Source organism: Streptomyces sp. NBC_00459 (genome assembly GCF_036013955.1).
Classification (GTDB): Bacteria; Actinomycetota; Actinomycetes; order Streptomycetales; family Streptomycetaceae; genus Streptomyces.
Window position 1 is genome coordinate 9699621 of record NZ_CP107903.1, and the last position, 21528, is coordinate 9721148.

The following is a 21528-nucleotide window of genomic DNA, read 5'->3' on the forward strand; positions in this document are numbered from 1 at the left end:
CGTGGCTTCACCTGCACCCGGCACGGCGGACGCACCCAAGAGCTGACCAGGGTGGCGACTGAGTGAGGCCCCCTGCCGCTGTGAGAAGCCGGAGACCGCTGCAGGACGTGGGGCCGGTCCGGCGGTTGGCTTCATGGAAGCTTCATTTGCCGAGTGGTACGTGCCTTATGAGGCGCCTGTTGTCTGACGGTCATGCACGCACTCCTCGTCCCACCGGTGGGCACTGTTGAGCACCATGCCGTGGGGCACCTGACTATGGCGATTCACACAGCGCTGTCCGGTTCCGTCGTGCTCGGCGCGTTCCCTCGTCTTGAGTCGGCCAGGCATGTGGACCACGTCGGACAGACGGTCGGCGATCGCGCGCTGCATGAACGAACCGGCGGTCAGTCCACGACCTGTGCAGGGGGAGTGGCGGCGGTGTTGCCGACGGGGCCACTCCACAGCCGACCACCGGGTGGCGCGGCTGCATCGGCGTCATGGGGTTCCCGCGCATGAGTGCCGAATCCGACCGGCCGGCGGTGACCGGCCCAGCCGAGGAGCGACCCACCCGTCGCACTCTCAGATCGGCCTGGACCGCACACAGGTCCGTGGCGACAGCGCTCGTGGCGGGGACCATCGCCGTCCTGCACAGGACCTGCCCTGCCCGGCCCGGGCCTGGCGACGGGGCTTTGACGCACGCACATATGACCTGACTCTCACACAGAAGCAAGAGGGAAACCCGAAATGAACCTGCGACGGAACATCTCGCGTCGAAGGATGATCGAAGGAGCATCGGCCGCGGCGCTTGTCACGGCTGCGGCGGCGGCCACGGTGCCGACCGCCATGGCCAGTCCGGAGACGGCTTCGTCCGGCTCGGGGCTGCCGAAGGGCAACTGGCGTATCGACACCCACGCCCACTACTCGCCCGACGTGTACAACGACTACCTGCAGCGCTACGGCCTCCTCGGCGCCATCACCGGGGCGTACGGCCCGTGGTCGGTCGAGCGGCACGTGGCCTTCATGGACCAGTACCGGATCCAGGCCAGCGTCCTGTCGTTCGGCGACCTCCAGGTCACCGTCGGCCCGGTCGACGACCGGCGCGCCACCGCCCGTGCGGTCAACGACTACGCCCACAACCTCGTGCAGACCCGGGGTGACCGGTTCGGCATCTTCGCGGTCACCCCGATGCCCGACATCGACGGCTCGGTCGCCGAGGTGGACCGCGCGCTCGGTGAACTGGATCTCGACGGCATCTGCCTGCTAACCAACTACAAGGGCACCTACCTCGGGGATCCCTCGTTCGCGCCTCTGTACGAGATCCTCAACGACCGCCATGCCTACGTCTACGTCCACCCGACGGGTCCGGAGAACAACCCGGCTCCCAAGCTCTGCTTCGGTCCCGACATCCCGGCCGGGAACAACGTCTTCGAGTACAACTTCGACGCGACCCGCGCGATGACGAGCCTGATCTACAACGGTGTCCTGCGGGACTACCCGAACATCCGCTGGCACTTCACGCACTCCGGCGGGGCACTGCCGTTCCTGGCCTTCCGGCTCGCGACCCGGCACTCGGCCTTCCCGCCGTTCAACGAGGTGCTGCCCGAAGGGCCCCTCAAGTACATGAAGCGGATGTTCTTCGACAACGCGCAGGCGTTCACCGCCGCGCAGTTGCAGCCGCTGTCGTCGCTGGTGCCCGACAGCCACATCATGTTCGGCAGCGACTGGCCGGCGACCCGCCATCTCTACGCGGCCGACAACGTCGAGACGATGCCCTTCCTCAAGGGCAGCCTGCCCAACCTCAAGGCAGGCGACCCCGAACCGACCGTCGACGAGATCTACAGCCGGCGCGAGCGAATCGCTCTCGAGCGGGACAACGCCCTCCACCAGTTCCCGAAGCTGAAGGCGCGTATACGCCGCGCCGGCTCGCGCTGAGCCGCGACCGCACGCCAAGCCCGCCGCCCGCTGCCCCGCCGACGGGCGGCGGGCGGCGGGCGGCGCTCTGCGCAAAGATCAGCGCCGGCCGACGGAGGGGCCACCGACGGACATCGACGTCGCCGGGCCGGGTGAACACGGCCCGCAGGATGGGGAAGGCGGTTCCTGATCTGCCCGGCGGGGGTGCCGGTACCGGGACCAGCGTGGAGAAGGGGATCACGGTGCACCGGCCGGCTTGCCGCCGCACCCCGTTCCGCCTCCGCCTTCCGCGTCTGCCTGCCCTGACAGGTCGCCCGGCTGCTGAAGGCGATCGGTTCGGACGTCGGCACATCCCGTCCGACTTCGCCGTCCGTGGACCGCCTCATGGAGTTGCCCGGCGGCCCGGCGCCGGATGGGCGAGGCCGGCCCACAGGTCGTCGCCGGCCACGACAAACCCCGTACGCTGGCCGCATTCGAGGCGTTTGCCTCCACGCCGCCCGTCACCCCGCGGCCATGACGACCCTCCGCCTCCCTCTTCCCGACCGACGATGGAAAGCGAGCACGATGAGTACGCAGCGCGTTCTGGTCGTCGACGACGAGCCCAAGATCCGTATGACCGTGCGCGGTTATCTGGAGGCGGACGGGTTCCATGTCGTCGAAGCCGCGGACGGACCGTCCGCCCTGCGGGCGGTCACCCGTGACCGGCCGGACCTCGTGGTGCTCGATGTGATGCTTCCGGGGCTGGACGGATTCCAGGTCCTGCGCCGCATCCGGGAGGCGAGTCAGATCCCGGTGATCATGCTCACCGCCCGCGACGAGGAGGTCGACCGGCTGATCGGCTTCACCACCGGCAGCGACGACTACGTCACCAAGCCGTTCAGTCCCCGCGAACTGGCCTTACGGGTGCGGGCCATCCTGCGGCGCATCGACAGCCGGTCCGAGGAGGCCGAAGAGGACGGCGTCCTGCGGTTCGACGGACTGACCGTCGATCACGTGACCCGGACTGTGCTGGTCGATGCCGACCGGACGGTGGAGCTGTCCGCTCTTGACTTCGATCTGCTGTTCGCGATGGCCCAGGCCCCTGGGCGGGTCTTCACCCGGCGCGGCCTGCTGGCCCAGGTGTGGGGCGATGACTTTTTCGGCGACGAGCGTGTCGTGGACGTGCACATCCGCACTCTGCGTCGCGCGCTGGGCGACGACGCGGGCGCACCCCGGTTCGTAGGCACCGTCCGCACCATCGGCTACCGGTTCGTCGGGCGCCCCGCCTAGCGGCCAGGAAGGACACCACCCATGTCGCCCGCCCGCGTCCCGGCCTACCAGAGATGTCGTGCGCGGCTGCGCCAAATTCAGGAGCGGATGTCGCTTCGCAACCGGCTGGTGCTCTCGCACGTCATGGTCCTCCTCCTGGCGCTGCTGGCCATGGCGGCGATCAGCGCACTGATCGAGGTCTGGCTCGGTTTTGCCGACATCGAAGGTGACGTGGTCTTGCAGGTCGGCCTCTTGTTCGGATTGGCCGCGGCTTTCCCGGTGTCCGTCGCTCTGTCCCGGTTTCTGCTGAGGCCGCTCGACAGAGTGCGCGCCGCCACGCGCCGGCTCGCCGAGGGACACTACGACGATGTCCTCGAACTCCCCAGCGAGCCGGGCCTGGCAGCTCTGGTCCAAGACGTCAACACCCTGGCGGCAGCCCTCGCCGACACCGAACGCCGCCGCGCCCGGCTGATCTCCGAGGTCGCCCACGAGATGCGAACCCCGATCACCCTGCTACGCGCCCAGATCGAGGGCGTGGCCGACGGAATCTTCGTCCCCGACGAGGCCATGTTCGCCTCCCTCGCCGACGACCTTCACCGGTTGCAGCGCTTGGCGGGCGACCTCTCCAGCCTGTCCCGGTCGGAAGAGGGCGCCTTCGTTCTTCACGGCACGCCCACCGACGTGGCCACGTTGGCCCGGACGACAGGCGAGAGACTGCGCCCCCAGTACGACGACCAGACGGTGACCCTCGTCGTGGACGCGAGCACCCCCGTCGTCGCTTTCTGCGACCCGGACCGGATCACCCAGATCCTGGTGAACCTGCTCGGCAACGCACTGGCCGCATCCGATCGGCACGGGCACGTGACGCTGTCCGTGCACACCGAACCGTCTCCCGCGGCCCGGGTGATCGTCCGTATCGTGGATGACGGCATCGGCATCGCCGCCCACAACCTGGAGCGCATCTTCCACCGCTTCGAACGCCTTGAGCGTCCCGGCCGACCCGCTACCGCAGGCGGCAGCGGTATCGGCCTGGCCATCGCCCGGGGCATCGCCCGAGCCCATGGCGGAGACATCACCGCGGAATCCGCCGGCCTGGGCAAAGGAGCCACGTTCACCTTGCACCTACCGCAGGACCCCGCCCCTGGGAGCGGTATGCCACCGGCTTCTCACTGACTCCATCTACCCCCGACACCGGGGTGAAGGCGATGGGCAGATCGAGGTCGTGAAGGACGTCGAGGAAGTGCGCTCAGCGCGCGTCGCCGGGTTCGGAGACGGCGAGAGCGCGTGCGGCGGCCCGCGGCGCGTGACTCGGTCAGTGTTCCGGTGATCGCTCGGTCCGCAGGCATTCTCGGCGCCCGGTCGGTAGGACCCACAGTGGGTGAGCGGGCGTCGGACGCCCCTCGGGCAGCTCGTACGAGGACCAGCAGAGCACGGGGCTCGGTGTGAGGCCGCCGGCCAAAGCCGGCACCCGCACGTCGGCCCTGCCGACTCCCTCCCGCGTTACGCATCCGAGGCAGGAGCCCGGCTTCATGGAACCTTCATACGCCGAGTGGTAGGTGCTTTATCAGGCGGCTGTTGCCTGGCGGTCATGCAGGCATTGCTCGTCCCGCCATCGACCGGCGTTGAACACCATGCGGTGCGGCACCCGCCCAAGGCGGTTCACGCCGTCCTGTCCGGAGCCGTCGTGCTCGGCGCGCTCCTTCACGGGGCGTGGGCGGAGCACGTGGATCCCGTGGGGCAGACGCTGAGCGAGTACACGCTGCGTGAAGCAACCGCCGGCCTGGTCACGGCCGTTGTGGCGGCATCGGTGGGGTCGCCCGTGGGGCTGCTCCGCATCCGACAGCCAGCCGCTGATGTGGCCGACCCGGCTGCGTCGAGCATCGGGTGCGCCGGACTCGTGCTCAGCCGGGACCTGCTCGCGAACCCGGCGCTGTCGTCCGACCCGGACACGGCCGAGCGGATCCTCGACCTGATACGAACCCGCCCCGAGATCAAGTGACCGATCGTCAGGCCGATCAGCTTTCTGCTCCACCCCTGGCAAGCCGCCTGGTCGAAGTCCGCTCGCACTCGGTCTCGCCCGGCGGGTGAGGTGCGGGCGGCTGTATACAGCCCCCGACGAACCGCGTAACGATCTGAAGGAACGTGAAAGTGGAACAGACCATGATGGCGGTCCGCCTGTTCGAACACGGCGGGCCCGAGGTGCTCAAGTACATCGAGGCACCGATTCCCGAGGTCGGCCCCGACGACATCTTGATGCGCGTGCACGCCACGGCCGTCAACAGCTGGGACCTCCGGTACCGCGCGGGCAACTTGCCGCAGCCACTCCCGGGACGGCCCGCGTGGCCTCTGCCGTTCCAACTCGGCCGGGACGCGGCCGGTGAAATCGTCGCCACCGGCGAGAACGTCACCAGGTGGAGCCCCGGCGACAGAGCGGTGCAGCTTCCGCACCCGCCGTGCCGCAACTGCGCCCTGTGCGTACGCGGGCTCGAAAACCTGTGCATCGACACCGCCTACCCCGGACACCAGGTCTTCGGCGGATACGCCCAGTACGTCGTGCGTCGCCAGGACGCGATCCTGCCCATCCCCGACGGCGTCGACTTCGAGACCGCCGCAGCCACCATGTGGTCCTACACCACCCCGCTCAACTGTGCCCGGCAAGCCCCTGTCGGCCCCGGCGACACGGTGGTCATCACCGGCGCCAGCGGGGGGATGGCGATCGCCTGCGCACAACTGGCGAAGCTGAGCGGAGCCACCGTCATCGGCACCACCACCAAGCCGGACCACGACGAAGCGCTCAGGAAGCTCGGCTACGACCACATCGTGCGCTCCACGGATCCCCGACTGCCGGCACAGGTCAGGGAGCTGACGCACGGTCTGGGCGCGGACGCCGTCTGGGACTGTGTCGGCGGCAACGACTTCTTCCAACTCTCCCTTGCCTGCATACGGCTGGGAGGTACGGTCATCGTCCTGGGCACACCGACCGACCAGGGATCCCGCCTTGAGCTGGACGCACTGGCGCTCATCGGTGGGCAGGTGAAGATCGCCAGCGTGCGTGGCGCGACCCTGCGGGACCAGCAACTGTGCCTGGAACTGCTGGCAGAAGGAAAGATCGAGCCGATCATCGACCGGGCCTATCCCCTGGCAGAGGCGGCTGAGGCCCACGCGTACCTGGAAAGCCATCGGCAGACCGGCAAAGTGCTCCTCCTGCCATGAACCCGGGGCGATGACTGACGCCCGCGGAAGGCACGGCCGGACGCGCCATCGAGACGATGCGGCGGAGAACATGCCGTCGGCCCGCCGGTCAGGTCCACGCCGTCGGCTCCGCCTCCGGCACGCTCATCGAGGTCGAACAGCGCGAACTGGGCTCCTATGAGCCTCTGTTCACCGTCACTGCCGCAATCAGGCGATTGCTGAAGTGGGCCAGCCGGCCCTGTGACCAGCTACTGGTGACGCAACGGCCACCGACGAACAGCAGCTGCTCGATCGCGGCGGCGGGCACCGAGGTGACGGTCGCGGTGGTGACGTTCTTCATGCCCGGTCAAGTCCCAGTCCCGCCTGGGAGATGCGGGCCGCAGCGTCGAAAGGCTGCGGCGGACGGACTTCCGGGTGCGTTCAAAAGAGCCCCGAGCCCGGGGGCGGGTCAGCGGCGATCCCGGCTTCACTCGCTCCACCTGCTTTCCAGCGGGTGGAGACGAGGGCGGCCTGGATGTCACGCCTGCCTTCGGTGCGCTTGCGTTCGTAACCGGCGGGACTCATAGCAGTGTCCGTTGCTGGACAAGGCGGAGATGCAGAAGGCGCGTTGGAGTCGGCGGTTGTAGTGCCGCGGCCGGTGAAGACTGCCGGGGTCTTCGCCTGAGGCACCGCCGCGGTGGTCACCCCGATCGGCCACGTCAAGACCGGGACGGACGCCTGGACCCACGGCGACGGCACCCCCGGCGAGGTCACCCTGAACCTCCGTGATGCCCTGCTCGGCATCCGGCGGGGTGTCCGGGACGACAAGCACGGCTGGATGCCCTGACTGGGCTGAGCCCCGCGGGCCACTCGGCACGCAGTCCTTCCAGGGCCCGTCCGGACGAGTTCCGGGCGGGCCCGCTCTGCGTACTCCCTTCTGTTCCCTCCCGTCCACACGGCCACCCGAACCGGCCAGGCTGCCGTACGGATCCTGCTCGACCGGGCACTGGACGACTCCGCGTTCGACGCCCTGCGCGACCTGGATCTGACCGGATTCGGCAGCGTAACCCCGCGCTACGACACCACCGAGGCCTGCTGGGTACCGGTCCCCGCCGACGACAGCCCGGAAGCCGACTGGCCGAGCCGGTCCGACGGCTCGACGAGATGCCCGCGTACCCCGGGTGGGGGAGGGGTTGCGGACGATTCTCGGCCACGTACGGGCGTTCCTGGACGAGCCTCTCCTCGCGGACGCGTGACCTTCCGTCCGGGTTGTACGCAACAAGGCCTATTGACCCTGTGGTAGTTGGTGCGTTTGCCTCGGAGGGAGCCCTCGGCGCGGGGCCGGGGGTCATGCGTCAACGGGGAACACAAGGGGGAACATGTCCAAGGCTTCAGCCGTGTCCGGCAGAGCCGTGACCGTGTCCGGCATTTCCTTATCGACGGCGCTGCTGCTCGCGTTCACCGGAACGACCGCCGGTGCCGCGCAGCACGCGCCCCGGACGGAGCGGGTCAGCACCGCCGCCGACGGCACCCAGGGCGACGGCGCCTCCAGCGTGGCCGTCACCACGCCGAACGGACGCTACATCGCGTTCCGTTCGTCGGCCACCAACCTCGTGCCCGAGGGGGTCAGCCGCCCGGGCACCTACTCCTACATCCGTGACCTGACAACCGGCGAGGTCACCAAGATCGAGAGGGCACTGAGCACGCCCCGGCTCAGCGCCGACGGACGCTGGGCCACGTACACCGACTGGGGCAGCCGCAACATCAACGTCTTTCTGTCCGACCTGAGCACGGGCACCAGAATCCGGGTCGGGGCCCCCGACGGCCGGGACACCGCGTCCTCGCCGACCATCAGCGAGGACGGTCGCCACATCGCCTACCGGTGGCTCGGGCACCCTGATTTCCCGACCCGCATCGACCTCTACGACCGTCTGACCGGCACCCGTGAGACCGTCAGCGCGGGCCCGCAGGACTCCAACCGGGACATGGACAGACCGTCGATCAGCGGCGACGGTCGCCGGATCGCCTACCAGGACAACGGCACCGGTGACGTGTGGGTCGCCGACCGTGTCACCGGCGCGCAGACCGAGGCCGACGACGGCACGCCCTCGACCGTGGTCCAGCTGAGCGCCAACGGCCGTTTCCTGGCGATGGATTCGGCCGGCGGCTCCTATGTACGGGACCTGCGCACGGGCCGCGTCCGGCACTTCCCCGGCGTCCGCGTCCTGGCCGTCAGCCCGGACGGGCAGCGGCTGCTGACGCGGGACACGGACGCGAACCTGACCCTGCGCGGCCTGCGCGGCGGACGCGAGATCCCCGTCGGACACGGCAGCGCCACCGCGGGCTCGGTCTCCGCCCACGGCCGCTCCGTCGTCTACTCCACGGAGGACGCGGACGTCGTTCCCGATGACACCAACGGTCTGTACGACGTCTTCCAGTGGAGGTCACGCTGATGTTCCGCGCCTCAAGAGCCGTGCTCGGCACGGCAGTCACGATCGCGCTCGCCTGGACGCCGGCGGCCGCCGCACAGGACCGGGGTCACCAGGGGCCCGACCAGCCCCGTACCGTGCGCGTGAGCACGGCCGCCGACGGCACTCAGGCCGACGGACCGTCGAGCGGGGCCTCGATCAGCGCCGACGGCCGCCAGGTCGCGTTCACGTCCACCGCGCCGAGCCTCGGCTGCGAGCGCCTCTCGCCGTGCCTGTTCCTGAAGGACCTGACCGACGGCGGCCTGACCAGGATCGACCTCGGCAGCGGCCACACCTACGACGCGCCGCTGTCCAGCGCCGACGGGAGCCGTGTCGCCTTCTCCGCCGGCACCCGCTTCCAGGCTCCTTACCTGTACGACAGCGCCACCGGCCGTTCGGAGCGGCTGTGGCCCGAAGACCCGCCCGGATCGGCCGAGTTGGGCCGCGCCCAGTCGATCAGCCCCGACGGCACGCACGTCGCGTACACCGTCGGCGGCCGCAACGGAGGGCAGACCGCGCGGCTGCTGTACGTCCGGGACACGGAGACCGGCACCGAGGAGCTGATCTCGACCGCCGAGGAGGGCGACAAGAGCAAGGCCTCGGTGAGCGGTGACGGCAATCGGGTCGCCTACTCGGTCCAGGGGGACGTCGGGGGCGACGACCCGAACGACGTCTTCGTCAAGGACCGGGCGACAGGCCGGCGCATCCACGTCGACGCGGACCTCGGTGTCGCCCATCTGATCCGGATCACGGCGGACGGCCGCCGGGTCCTCCTCAACGCCAACACCGGGGTGTACGTCCACGACCTGAGCACGGGCACATCGCGACGGGTGGCCGACGGAACCGCCTCCTCGGCCACGGCGGACGGCCGGTACGCCGTCGTATCGGGTACGGACGGAGTGCGGGTGCGTGACCTGCGGACGGGGCTGCGAGGGGCCGCCCTGTCGTGGACCGCCACGGTGATGGGCGACTCGCTGGCCGCCAAGGGACGTGTGGTGGCGTTCAGTTCGACGGAGTCCCACCTGGTGTCGGGCGACACCAACCGGCAGTCGGACGTGTTCGCCTTCTCGGGGGGCCTCGGGAAGAACCCGGCCCCGATGCCGTCCGTCACTGAACGGCTCGGCGGACCGGCCGGAGCGTCGCACGACCCGGTGATGGGGGAGAACAAGCTCGTCACCTTCACCTCGGAGGAAGACGTCTTCATCAACGCGGCTGTCCGCGTCGTCCAGGTCAACTCCGCCACGGAGAAGCCGTCGTCGGAGGGCACCCCCTGCTACAGCGGACGCATGGTGAGCTATGTGATCCCGTCCGCCGCCGACGGCGCCCCGGAGATCCACATCCGCAACCGCTCCGTCGGCAAGGTCACCACCCTGGACTCCTACCAGGGCGTCCGCTTCACCTGGATGGGGCAGTCCCGGATCAGCCCCACCTGCCAGTGGATCACCTACGCGGCGACCCTGCCCGCCACCGACGCCGACCCGGACCCGCAACCCCGCGTCTACCGCTTCAAGTTCGACGGCGGCACCACGGACGTGGTCAGCGCGCCCTCGGGCGGTCCGGCGGGCAACCCGTCCATCGACTACGACGGCCGGTACATCGCCTTCGAGCAGGGCGACGACGTCTACGTCCGTGACCTGGACACCGGCGACCTGTCGAAGGTCGCGGACGGCGCCTCGGCCCCCTCCCTCAACGCGATCGGCCGCACGATCGCCTTCCAGCAGGGCCGGTACGTCTACGTCCGGGACCTCGACACCGGCACCACCACGGCCCGGGTCAGGGGCACCGAGCCCTCGATCTCAGGGCACGGCACAGAGTTCGCGTACACCTCGGGCAGTTCCGTGTACCTGCTCGAAATCGGCACGGGGAAGAGGCAGTTGGTCAGCGTCGATCGCTGGGGCGGCCGCAACGACCTCCCGGCCGGGCACCCCTCGGTCAACGCCGACGGCACGGTCGTCGCGTTCGAGTCGGCCTCACCGGATCTGGTTGAAGGGGACACGAACGGGGTGACGGACATCTTCCTGCGGACAGTGCGGTAGCAGGCGACAACCACCACGAACAACAGGCAACACCACAACGGGGGACCACCGTGCACAACACCAAGCGAGTCTTCGCGCTCGCGCGCACGCCAGTGGTGTTCCTCGGCGATTACCCGCCGACAGCTGAAGCGTACGACCGGCACACCGCTGCGGGCCCAGCCAGTAGGGGCCCCGGTAACGGTGGTACGGCCTTCCAGACGGATCTGGTCGAGGGGGGAGGCCCCAGAGAACAGGCAGTCGGTCAGGTTGGCGTCAGTCGGTGCCGGGTGCGCAGCATCCACGCCCTGTACCGAGACGCCCGGTTGCGGGCTTGAGTCGGCCGGCGGGTCCTGACTCATGGCCGTGCCGTTGTGGGTGAAGGTGGTGGGGTGGGTGCTGACCGACGCAGGGGCGGTCAGCACCGCCTGGCTGAGGTCAGCACCGAGCGCGTCCGCTTGCACGTCACTTCCCGCGCTGCTGTCGGGTGGCACGAGTTTGTGGGTCCGTCCGTCGCGGAGGGGCCCAGGACGTTGACACGGCGGCGGGGCAGGGCGAGGACGGCCTGGATGTGATGACCGTTCCAACCGGTCGTTGAACAAGGTGCGGGTGGATGTCGCCACCACCCGTAACACGGTCAACCTCCACGGCTGGACGCTGGAGGAAGCCTCCGGCCACACCGTCTGGCCGGCCGTGCCACGGCCCGTATCCACACCGGTGAGGGCCGCGACACCCGCACCGACCTCTACCAGGACCGCCGCAGCTACGTGTGGAACAACGACCACGACACCGCCACCCCGCGCAACGACCACGGCCGCTTCATCGACGACGAGCCCAGGAGCCGTGACCGTGACCGCGACCACGGCGACGCCCGCCGCTGAATCCACCCACCACGCGGACGGCTGAGCACGCCACCCGCCCCCGCACCTGAGATGACGGCGTGCCCGGCCCACAACGGACCGGGCGTGCCGCCGGCATGAGGGGCGGGGACGCTCGCGCACCCAACCACAGGCCCGACCATGGCCTGGGGACCACCAGGTCTGGCGATGACCTCGTGCGCCGCGAGCGCTGCCGAGCGGGCCAACTCCCGTTCCCGGACCACGAAGTCGTCGACGCCCCGCGGAAGCGCCATAACGCCCACCGGGCTGTAGCCCCGGTGCGCCCGGCCCGGGCCGCGTCAGCAGTCGCTGCCGCAGTGCCTCGTCCAGGCCCAGTCCGTCCGCGAGCGCGGCGACGGTCCGCCGCTGCGGAGCCGCCCGCCGCCCCGCTCCAGATCCCCCGATGCCCCGTGCACGTCCGACGCCTTCGCCAGGCCCTCGATGGTCTGCGACGCGGACAGCCGCAACTCCCGCAGCAGCGCCCCGAACGCCGCCTGCTCCCCGCTCAACCCCGCCCCCGAGCATGATCATTCGAATTCTGGAAGAGCCGGCGACGCGCGTCGGTCGTCGGCGCTGCTCAGTGGTCGGCAAGGGCGTTGTCAGTGGTCGCCGGTAAGTTCGTCAGTGTCGCGCCGATCGGTCGCGACACTCCCCCTGGGCTGCGCCGATTCGGCGTGCGCAAAAGCCTTGTGCCGTAAAGGAGATGGTGCGTGTCGGATTGGGAGAAGTCGAGTACGGCCCGGGTGGTGCCGCCCGCGAGGCCGCGCAAGCTCGCCAAGGTCCCCTTCGTCGAACTGGCCGACGGACGCCTGCAGGGAGTGGTCTCCAGCGGCTCGGACATCGAGCGGGTGTACGTCTCGTCGGTCGCCGCCAGTACCTACGCCTTCGCGTGCAGCACGAACAACAACCGCCCCTGCGGCGGCGCGCGGGGCTCGTTCTGCAACCACATCCGCGCCCTGGTCACCGAGGCCGTCCTCCAGTACGGCGCCGACCGCGTCGCCCGCTATCTGCGCGTCGAGCCCGGGGCCGCGCAGACGGACGCCGCCGCTCTCACCGCCGCGATGACCGGCGCCCGGCCCCCGCAGGCGGACGGCAAGGCCGCCGCGGCGTCCGTCTTCAGCCGGTTCCTGCGCCACCTGGCCTACCTGGAACTCGCCCCGGTCACCGCCCCGTTGCCGGAACTGCAATGGTTCCCGCCGACCAGGGCGGCGGCCGCCACGGGCACACCCGCCGACGAGTCCGATCCGGCCGGGGAGGGGGAAACCGGCCGGCTCACCGCGCCGGTGGCGGGGCTGGACGAAGCGCTGGCGGCCGCCGACGCCTTCGACCGGACCCTCGTGGCAGGCCTGCTGCGCCCCCGCCCCGACCGGGTGCAGGATCTCGCCGAACTGGCCCGCGCCGTCGCCGGCACCCCGCTCGCCACGCGGGTCGCCGAAGCGGCCGAGAAGGCCGCGGCCGGAGCGGCGAGGGAGGAGCACTTTGTCGCCCTGGCCGCCGCCCGCACCGCCCTGTTCGGCGCCGTGCACGACGCGCTGACGCTGGGCGCCGACGAGCTGACCGGCCGTACGAGGGAGGAGCGAGGGCCGACTGCCGCCGACGCGGGGCCCGAGGCCAACCTGCTCGCTGCGGCCCGCAGTTGGCTGTCGGACCTCGCGCGCACCGGCTGGCAGGGCATCGACCACGAACTGGTCAGCGGGGCCGCACCGATCGTCTCCGCGATGCTGCCCGACCCAGGGCTGCGCCGCCTGGCCACACTGCTCGACGGTTTCGCCGCCGAACTCGCCGCCTCCTGCCCCGGCGCGGCCCTGGACCGGATCCCGGCGCGCCGCTGGGGCGATCTGTGGGCGCGCGCCCTGCTGCTGACCCGGCCCGGAGCCGCCGATGTGCCCGCGGTCGAGGCCGTCACCGGCCGGCTGCTGCCGCTCGGCGTGGACCTGCACGAACACGTCACCGCCGCGCAGGCCCAGGTCCACGCGGTGTTCGAACCCGCCGACGGCGCCGCACCCCGGCTGGTCCGCGCGAGCGTCTCGGTGCCGAAGCCGGACACCGTCGTCGAGGCGGGCGTCTGGCAGTTGCTGCGTCCGCATCTGTCGCTGCTCACGGCCCTCGGCGAAGGCCGGACGATGGACCTCGACGCGATGCCCCTCACCGGCGAGGGCGATCTCCTGTGGGACGACGCCCGGGCCCGCCTAGGCGATCCCGCAGACGCCCTCGCGACCGCGCGGGTCGTCCTGCCGACCGCCACCGCCCTGGCGACCGCGCCCTTGGACCGCCACCCGGCGCGCATCGCCGAGCCGGTGTTCCTGGAGGGCTACGACAGGAGCCAGGACGGCGACACCCTCACCTTCACCGTCGCTGGCCAGGCCCTCCCCGTCGACACCGACCGCATTCCGACCGCGAGCCCTCTGACCCCCGAGGCCGTCGCCGCCTCCGGCGCGTGCATCGCCCTGCTCCGTTGGGATGCCGGCGGGTTCCGGCTCCAGCCTCTCGCCGTCGAGACCACCGTCCGAAGGAAGGCCGTCGCCCTCCACGCGGGCGCGTGGGCCGGCGGCACCACCGACAAGGCAGGCGCCCGGGCCGAGAAGGCCGCCACCGAAGCCGTGACCGTCCTGCGGGAACGGGCGGGAAGGCTGCTGCGGAAATGAGCGACGACATGGAATACGCGGCCGACGTGCTGGAAGCGGCTCCCGACGACAACCGTCGGCAGGTCCTCTACTGGCGTCTGCTCGCCCGTCTCTTCGACCCCGAGGAGCAGGCCGGCCTGGAGGCCGCGAGCCTCGCCGTCGTCGAGGACATCGGTCTGCCGCCCGCGCTGCTGGACCCGCAGGCCTCCGTCGACTCGATCGTGCAGCGCCACCCGGAACTGGCGGCGGAGTTCGACGGGTTGATGGTCCCCGAGACCGACACCGAGGATGCGGCTGACCGAGACACTCGCGACCGTGCTGCCGAAGTCCGGCGCGCGGCCCTGGTGTCCAAGGTGCTGCTGAACGTCTTCGCCACAGGCTCTGGAGCCGTCGGCGCCGGACAGTTGTCCCGTTGGCAGAGCGACGCCGGCTGGCTGGAGCGTGCGCTCGGCTGCGCACCGGGCGAGCTGCGCGGCGGCCGTGCGCCGGGAGGCCCCGGCGTCAGCCCGACCGGCTCCGGAGGCGGCGGCCGGACGCCCGACCTGAGCAACCTGATCCCTGCGATCGGTCCCGAACTCGGCGCCCTCGAAGCCGACCTCGTCCGGCGCATGCATCTGCGCGAGGTGCTCGCCGACCCGCAGCTCGCCGCGCGGCTCACCCCGAGCATGTCGCTCATCGAGCAGCTGCTGCGCGACAAGAACAACCTCTCCGGCGTCGCCCTGGCCAACGCGAAGGCGCTGATCCGGCGCTTCGTCGACGAGGTCGCCGAGGTGCTGCGCACTCAGGTGGAGAAGTCCTCGGTCGGCGCGATCGACCGCTCGGTCCCGCCCAAGCGCGTGTTCCGCAACCTCGACCTCGACCGCACCATCTGGAAGAACCTCACCAACTACAGCCCCGAAGAGGAACGCCTCTACGTCGACCGCCTCTACTACCGGCACACCGCCCGCAAGACGACGCCGCAGCGGCTCATCGTGGTGGTGGACCAGTCGGGCTCGATGGTCGACTCCATGGTCAACTGCACCATCCTGGCCTCGATCTTCGCCGGCCTGCCGAAGGTGGACGTCCACCTCATCGCCTATGACACCCGGGCGCTCGACCTCACCCCGTGGGTGCACGACCCCTTCGAGAGCCTGCTGCGCACCCAGCTCGGCGGCGGCACGGACGGGACGGTCGCGATGGCCCTGGCCCAGCCCAAGGTCGCCGAGCCCCGCAACACCGTCGTGGTCTGGATCTCCGACTTCTACGAGTGGCAGAGCCAGCCCCTGTTCGACAGCATGGCCGCCCTGCACCGCTCGGGGGTCAAGTTCATCCCCGTCGGCTCGGTGACCAGCTCCGGGCGCGGCAGCGTCAACCCGTGGTTCCGGGAGCGCTTCAAGGACCAGGGCACCCCGGTGATCTCCGGCCACATCCGCAAGCTCGTCCACGAACTCAAGACGTTCCTCACCTGAGCTCCTGGGTCTCCTGAGATTCCTGGGACTTCTCCCGCCTCACGAACTTTCGAGAAAGGCCTCTCCATGTCCGACCTGCTGCGCGCCCCCGCCGAGCTCAAGTACGCCGAGGAACTCGACTGGCTGGAGTCCGTCGACGACGGCCCCAAGCCGTTCTCCTGGCGGCTGTCCCCGAAGATGGTCCGGCTGTTCATCCTGGGCTCCGAGCGCGCCGACGGCCTCGACCGGGAGATCTCCCAGAAGTGGTTCGGCGACCGCAGCTTCGTCGAGCGCTCGATCGTCACCCTCGCCTCCGACCGCGGCCTGCTGCTCATCGGCGACCCCGGCACCGGCAAGAGCTGGCTGGCCGAGCTGCTGTCGGCCGCGATCTCCCGCAACTCCACCCTGGTGGTGCAGGGCACGGCGGGCACCACCGAGGACCACATCAAGTACTCGTGGAACGTGTCGATGGTCATCGCCAAGGGCCAGTCGCGGGAGTCGATGATCCCCTCGCCGATCATGACGGCCATGGAGGCCGGCTCGATCGGCCGCTTCGAGGAGCTCACCCGCTCCACCAGCGACGTGCAGGACGCGCTGATCTCGATCCTGTCCGAGAAGTACATCTCGGTCCCGGAGCTGGGCAGCGACCAGGACAGCGACAACATCGTGTTCGCCAAGCCCGGATTCTCGGTCATCGCCACCGCCAACAGCCGCGACCGGGGCGTCAACGACCTCTCCTCCGCGCTCAAGCGCCGCTTCAACTTCGTCCGTATCCCGGTGGTGACGAACAAGAAGAGCGAGGCGGAGATCGTCCGCTTCCGCACCGAGGAACTGCTGCGCCGCCACCAGATCGAGCTGGACGTCCCGCCGACCCTGCTGGACGTGCTGCTGCAGAGCTTCGCCGATCTGCGGGCCTCCTCGGCCGCCGCCGGCAGCGACGACGAGAAGCTGGAGTCCGCCCTTTCCACGGCCGAGCAGATCGGGGTTCTGGAGGACGCCATCCTGCACAGCAACTTCTTCGGCGAGCGCGCCCTCACCGCGCACGCCCTCGCCGCCTCGCTCGTCGGATCCCTGGCCCGGCGCGAGCCCGAGGACCTCGCCATCCTCAACAAGTACCTGCACGGCGTGGTCGAGCCGCGCAGCAAGGAAGAGGGCGGCTCCTGGCCGGAGTTCCTCCAGGGCGGCCGCGACGCGATCGCGAACCTGTCATGAGCGGCGGCCCCTTCGAGGCGCTGCGCGGTCAACTACACGAGGCGGCGACGGAGTTCGCCGATGGTCCCGGAGCCCTGGAGGGCATCCTGCGGGGCATCGTCGACGACGTCGAACGTGCGGTGCGCGAACCGCTGGAGATCTTCCCGGTCTGCCACCACTCACCGGCCTCGGCGATCGCCATGTCCCGCCGGCTGCGCGAGAAGCAGCCGAAGGTGGTCTACCTGGAGCTGTGCGAGGACATGGCGCCGCTGCTCACGGAGCTGCGCAACTGCCGTCTCCCGGTGGCGGTCCAGGCCTTCGCGAGCGAGATCGAGGGCTTCCCCCTCGACTGGGCGCCGCTCTCCGTGGTCGCCCCGGTCACCGAGGCTTCCGCCGAATACCAGGCGATCGCCTACGCACTCGACACCCCGGGCGTCGAACTGGTCCTCGTCGACCGCTCCTCGGACCATGTCTTCCAGTGGGAGACCGAGCACCTCACCGAACCAGACGCAGCTGCGGACTCCGACCCCGACGCTCCCGAGACGCCGCAGCAGGCCGCCCTGCACGGCGACGCCGTCGGCGTGGAGATCGGCGACCTGCGCCCGCGCTTCGCCGAACTGGAGGAGCACCTCCTGCGCCACGGCCGGGTCCGGCACTGGTCGGAGTGGTGGCACCAGTACGTCGAACTGCCCCTCGGCGACAGCGACCACGACACCTACCGCCAGGTGATGCTGCTCATCGGCAGCCTCTTCCGGCGCCTCGCCCCCGGCGACCCCGGGAAGGTCCGCGTCGACGAGGACCGCGAGCGGTACATGTGGACGCGGATGCGCGAGCACCTCGCCGCCACCGGCGCCGACCCCGCCGACTGCCTCTACGTCTGCGGCGCCTTCCACGCGGCCAGCAGGGTCGAGGAGTTCGGCGTGCACGGCAGCGACACCTTCACCATCAGCCCGCCGAGCCCCACCAAGTGGCGGCACGGTCTGATCCCGTCCAGCCACGCGGCGATCGAGGCGCAGTTCGGCCTCGCCGCGGGCTCGGTGTCCATCGCCGCGACACAGTGGGCGAAGAACGTCAAGCGCACCGGCGTCCGCCCGTTCCGCCTGGAAGGCCAGGCGGGCACGAGGAAGAGCACGAAGAAGCCCACGGCGAGGAAGGCCCTCCCCGCGCCGACACCGGCCCAGGCCGCCCCGCCCGCCGACCGGCTCACCTGCTTCCTCCGGCGCCCGCCCACGCTCGACCCCCTCGACGAGGCCGAACTGCTCGGCTGGTCGGTGGACATCGTGCGCGCGGCCCGCCGGGGCGGCTACCTCGCCTCCACCGCCGACGCCATCGCCGTCTTCGAGACGTCGATCCTGCTGGCCGGGATGCGTGAGCGCGCCAAGCCGACACCGTACGACTTCCAGGACGCGGCCGTCACCTGCATCGAGAAGGACGCCGTCCCGGGCCGGCGCGACGTCGCCCGACTGGTCGAGATCATGATGGGCGGCGACCGCGTCGGCCAGGTCGGGTACGACGCGCTGCCGCCGCTGGCCCGCGACGTGCACGACCGGCTCGCCCCGCTGAACCTGAAGCTCCAGCAGCGCGGAGTGCAGCGCGCCCTCCTGGACATCGCCTCGCGGCCGGAACTGGAGCACTGCTCCGACCTGCTGTGGATGCTGCGCCGTCTGCTGCCCGACGGCGCCGCCCGGCCCATCATGGGCGAACGGCGGCTCGGCGAGCGCCCCATCCAGGAGTCCTGGGACCTGGCCCTGGGCACCCACCAGCGCGCCCTCATCGAGCTCGGCTACGAGGGCGTCAGCATCGAGCAGGTCCTCGAACAGCGGCTGCGGCGCGCCGCATACGCCCCGCAGGCCACGGCGGCCCAGGTCCTGGAGGCCGTCGAGGACGCCATCCTGCATCTGCGCAGCCGCCGGCTCGCCGACGAGCTCGGCACCCGTGCCCTGGAGGTGCTGGCGGGCGAACGCAGCGTCGACGGCGCGCCGGAGGTGCTGCGCCGGGTGCGCCGGCTGCTGGCCTACTACCGCACCGCCGAACCGGTGCTGCCGCCCTGGATCGAGTCCTTCGTCAAGGCCGGCTACGCGCACTACTGCACGCTGCTGCCGACGGCGTTCACCGACGACGACGCCACCGTCCGCCAGGTCGCGGCCATGCTGGGCTTCCTGTTCGGCATGGAGAGCCTGGCCCTGTCCCTCGGCTGCGACCGCACCCAGCTCGAACTCGCCCTCGCCCAGTCCCACCCGACCGAGCCCTCCCGCACCGCACTGCTGTGGGCGGCGCAGACCCACCTGGGCACGCTGTCGAGGACGGCGCTGCGGGCGCGCTGCGCCGAACTGCTCGGCAACCCGCTGGTCGTCCCCGCCTACCCCCGCTACCTCAGCGGGTTCGTGCACGCCCTGGAACCGGTGCCGGGTCTGGCCGACTTCGTCGTCGAGGCAGTGTCCAACGCCTTCGCCCGGCTCCCGGACCCGGTACTGCTGCCCTGGCTCCCGACGCTGATCACCGGCCTGCGGGCGGGCGGCAGTGAGTTGGCCCCGCTGCTGATCCGTGAGGCCGGCCGTGTCTTCCCCGCCCGGCTCGCGGAGCTGGACAGCTGGGTGCCGCCCTGGCGACTCCCGCAGGAACCGCCGCGCGTGCACCTTGAGTCAGCAGCGAGCACCGGGACCGGCCTGGCGCTCCTGTCCGCCCACCCCGTTACCTGCGATGCGCTCGCGGACCTGCTGGGCTGCGAAAAGACATGGGGGACCGCCGAAGCCCCGCCGGCCGGGGCGGCCCTGCTCGCCCGCCACCCGGAGACCGCGACGGCGCTGGAAGTGCTACTCGCCGTCGGCTGACGCGGCGCAGGTGCTCACCAGAGCGCGGATCGCCGGTGCGGGCAACGCCGGGTTGGCGGCCGCGTGGTGGACCAGCTCCTCGTCGTCGAGAAGCTCCGCCAGCCGGGACGGCGGAAGGTTCGGGTGGCGTGCGAACGCGGCCCGGACGGCGGGGTCGGGGTCCCGGGTGAGCCGCTCCACGGCGGCCGGCGGGACCTTGGGGTCGCGGGCGGCCAGCGCCCGGACGGCGGGATCCTCGTCGTCGGCATGGACGGCCAGTCCGTCGGTGGGGAAGTCCGGGCGGGTGAGGAGGCGGTCGCGCTGATGGCCGGTGTACTCGAGGAAGCTGCGCAGGAGCAGGGCCGCCGGGGCGTCCGGGTGGTTCTGGGCCAGCAGGACGCGCACGCCCAGGTCGTCGTCGACGGCCAGCCGCGCCACCAGGTCGGCCGGCAGCGTGTGCACCCGCGCGGCGTCTCGGCGCAGCATCGGGTGACCGGACAGCGCGTCCCGGCGGACGGCCTCGGGGTCCGGGGGCGTCAACGGCCCTGGACGGAACAGGAAGAGCCCGTCCAGGGGGACCGCGTAGTCGATTGCGGCCCGCTCCTCCTCGCTCCACGCGGGGTGCACGGAAACCGCCAGCCGCACGCCCGGATCGGGATCCGTGGCGAGGGCCTGCCGCTGGGCAGGACCGAGGTCCGGGTGACGAGCGACCGCCCTGCGCACGTCCGGCACGGGGTCGGCGGCGAGGGCGCGGCGCTCGGCGGGCCCGAGGTCGGTGCGGCCGGCGATCTCCGCACGGACCTCCGGGTCCGGATCGGCGGCCAGGAGCCTCACCACGTCGGGCGGCAGGGTGGGATTCCCGGCGATCATCGCTCGGTCCTGGGGGCCGACCGGCGCGGTGAGGACTCCGTCCACGACCGCCCTGCTGAGGGCGTGGTGCATCAGGGCGTCGGTGCGGCCGTGACACGGTCTGTCGGGCAGGACGCTCTCTACCCACACCGGGTCCTCGCCGCGCAGATGCCGCTGGGCCCTCGACCGGACCTCGTCGTCGGGGTCCGTCAGTAGCGCGGCCTGTGTGTCGGCGGGCAGCCACGTCCACTCCATGCCGACGCCCCAGGCGCGGACCTTCGGATCCGGATGCGTGTGCATGGACCGGCGCAGCCCGGGCGAGAACTGCCGGAAGAAGGAACCGCCGAGGTGTTCCTGGTCGTAGGTGTTGAGCATGTACACGATGGCTTCGTCGGGCAGGGGCGGCCCGTCGTAGTCCAGCCCGGGTCCCTGGGCGAGGTGGGCGCGGACGAACCAGTGCGGATCCTCCAGGAGCCGTGCCCGCTGGGCCGGATCGACATGGGGGTTGCGGGCGAAGAAGCTTCGGGTGCGATGGTCGGGGTGCGCGATCACGGCGTCGACGACCGCCGGCGGCAGGACCCGGTCCCGGCACAGCACCATCCGTACGGCGAGGGGGGCCTCGGCCAGCAGGTGCAGCAGGACCTCCAGCGGAGCGGCGGGATTCAGCGCCAGCCCGGCGAGCCGCCGGGTAGGCAGGTCGGCGTCCTGCCAGATGTCGTCAGGTGTCGGCACGCCTCGAACCCCCAAGAAAAGACCACGCAACGGACCCCTGCCACAGGACAGGGGGTCCATGACCCTAACCGCTCCCTGCTGCCCTGCCGGTCTCGGACTCCGATCGTGACGATGCCGCAGACCATCGTCGCGGCACTGTTGTCGCGGATCGCGGATCACCTGTCCGCCGGACGTCTTCCAGATCTTGATGCGGAAGGTGTCCGGTCTGGCCGTCGCTGTGATCCGGAA

At 70.9% G+C, this 21528-nt stretch carries 14 protein-coding genes and 2 pseudogenes; 13 read left to right on the forward strand and 3 right to left on the reverse strand.

The window, feature by feature from the left end; translation table 11 throughout:
* The first annotated feature begins 756 nt into the window (after positions 1-756).
* The 5 genes from OHN74_RS42510 (at position 757) to OHN74_RS42530 (ending at position 6351) form a co-directional block, all read left to right on the forward strand.
* Complete coding sequence (locus tag OHN74_RS42510) at positions 757-1911, forward strand: amidohydrolase family protein (RefSeq protein WP_327699907.1); 1155 nt, start codon at positions 757-759, stop codon at positions 1909-1911.
* Between the two features lie 543 nt (positions 1912-2454).
* Positions 2455-3159 (forward strand): response regulator transcription factor, encoded by a 705-nt coding sequence (locus tag OHN74_RS42515; RefSeq protein ID WP_327699908.1) that lies wholly within the window; start codon positions 2455-2457, stop codon positions 3157-3159.
* An 87-nt stretch (positions 3160-3246) separates the two neighbouring features.
* A complete protein-coding gene (locus OHN74_RS42520; RefSeq protein ID WP_327699909.1) occupies positions 3247-4311 on the forward strand; it encodes a sensor histidine kinase in 1065 nt (354 codons plus the stop codon).
* A 415-nt stretch (positions 4312-4726) separates the two neighbouring features.
* On the forward strand, positions 4727-5137 hold the full coding sequence (locus tag OHN74_RS42525) for a hypothetical protein (protein WP_327699910.1): 411 nt from the start codon (positions 4727-4729) through the stop codon (positions 5135-5137).
* 149 nt (positions 5138-5286) lie between these two features.
* A complete protein-coding gene (locus tag OHN74_RS42530; protein ID WP_327699911.1) occupies positions 5287-6351 on the forward strand; it encodes a quinone oxidoreductase family protein in 1065 nt (354 codons plus the stop codon).
* A gap of 154 nt (positions 6352-6505) precedes the next feature.
* Here the strand turns inward: OHN74_RS42530 and OHN74_RS42535 are convergent, their stop codons facing one another.
* Positions 6506-6670 carry a hypothetical protein gene (locus OHN74_RS42535; protein ID WP_327699912.1) on the reverse strand — a complete coding sequence of 55 codons (165 nt, stop codon included), beginning with the start codon at positions 6668-6670 and terminating at the stop codon, positions 6506-6508.
* Positions 6671-6994: 324 nt separating this feature from the next.
* Between OHN74_RS42535 and OHN74_RS42540 the strand changes: the two are divergent.
* The 3 genes and pseudogenes from OHN74_RS42540 to OHN74_RS42550 all read left to right on the forward strand — a co-directional run.
* Positions 6995-7156, forward strand: a pseudogene (locus OHN74_RS42540) (branched chain amino acid aminotransferase); the annotation flags it as partial.
* Positions 7157-7688: 532 nt separating this feature from the next.
* On the forward strand, positions 7689-8762 hold the full coding sequence (locus OHN74_RS42545; RefSeq protein ID WP_327699913.1) for a protein TolB: 1074 nt from the start codon (positions 7689-7691) through the stop codon (positions 8760-8762).
* On the forward strand, positions 8747-10813 hold the full coding sequence (locus OHN74_RS42550) for a hypothetical protein (protein WP_327699915.1): 2067 nt from the start codon (positions 8747-8749) through the stop codon (positions 10811-10813). The genes OHN74_RS42545 and OHN74_RS42550 overlap by 16 nt, the downstream gene beginning before the upstream one ends.
* A 1153-nt stretch (positions 10814-11966) precedes the next feature.
* Here the strand turns inward: OHN74_RS42550 and OHN74_RS42560 are convergent.
* Positions 11967-12176: a hypothetical protein gene (locus tag OHN74_RS42560; protein WP_327699916.1), complete on the reverse strand. Its 210-nt coding sequence runs from the start codon at positions 12174-12176 to the stop codon at positions 11967-11969.
* Positions 12177-12377: 201 nt separating this feature from the next.
* Between OHN74_RS42560 and OHN74_RS42565 the strand changes: the two are divergent.
* The 5 genes and pseudogenes from OHN74_RS42565 to OHN74_RS42585 all read left to right on the forward strand — a co-directional run.
* Positions 12378-12881, forward strand: a pseudogene (locus tag OHN74_RS42565) (hypothetical protein); the annotation flags it as partial.
* 69 nt (positions 12882-12950) lie between these two features.
* Entirely contained in the window at positions 12951-14312 is a 1362-nt protein-coding gene (locus tag OHN74_RS42570; RefSeq protein WP_327700462.1) for a hypothetical protein, read from the forward strand.
* Positions 14309-15739 (forward strand): VWA domain-containing protein, encoded by a 1431-nt coding sequence (locus OHN74_RS42575; protein WP_327699917.1) that lies wholly within the window; start codon positions 14309-14311, stop codon positions 15737-15739. The genes OHN74_RS42570 and OHN74_RS42575 overlap by 4 nt, the downstream gene beginning before the upstream one ends.
* A gap of 66 nt (positions 15740-15805) precedes the next feature.
* Complete coding sequence (locus tag OHN74_RS42580; protein ID WP_327699918.1) at positions 15806-16930, forward strand: ATP-binding protein; 1125 nt, start codon at positions 15806-15808, stop codon at positions 16928-16930.
* Positions 16927-19740, forward strand: a complete 2814-nt coding sequence (locus OHN74_RS42585; RefSeq protein WP_327699919.1) for a hypothetical protein — start codon at positions 16927-16929, stop codon at positions 19738-19740. Before OHN74_RS42580 ends, OHN74_RS42585 begins: the two co-directional genes overlap by 4 nt.
* Here OHN74_RS42585 and OHN74_RS42590 read toward each other — a convergent pair.
* Positions 19723-21300 carry a hypothetical protein gene (locus OHN74_RS42590; RefSeq protein ID WP_327699920.1) on the reverse strand — a complete coding sequence of 526 codons (1578 nt, stop codon included), beginning with the start codon at positions 21298-21300 and terminating at the stop codon, positions 19723-19725. The genes OHN74_RS42585 and OHN74_RS42590 overlap by 18 nt on opposite strands.
* Between the last annotated feature and the right edge of the window lie 228 nt (positions 21301-21528).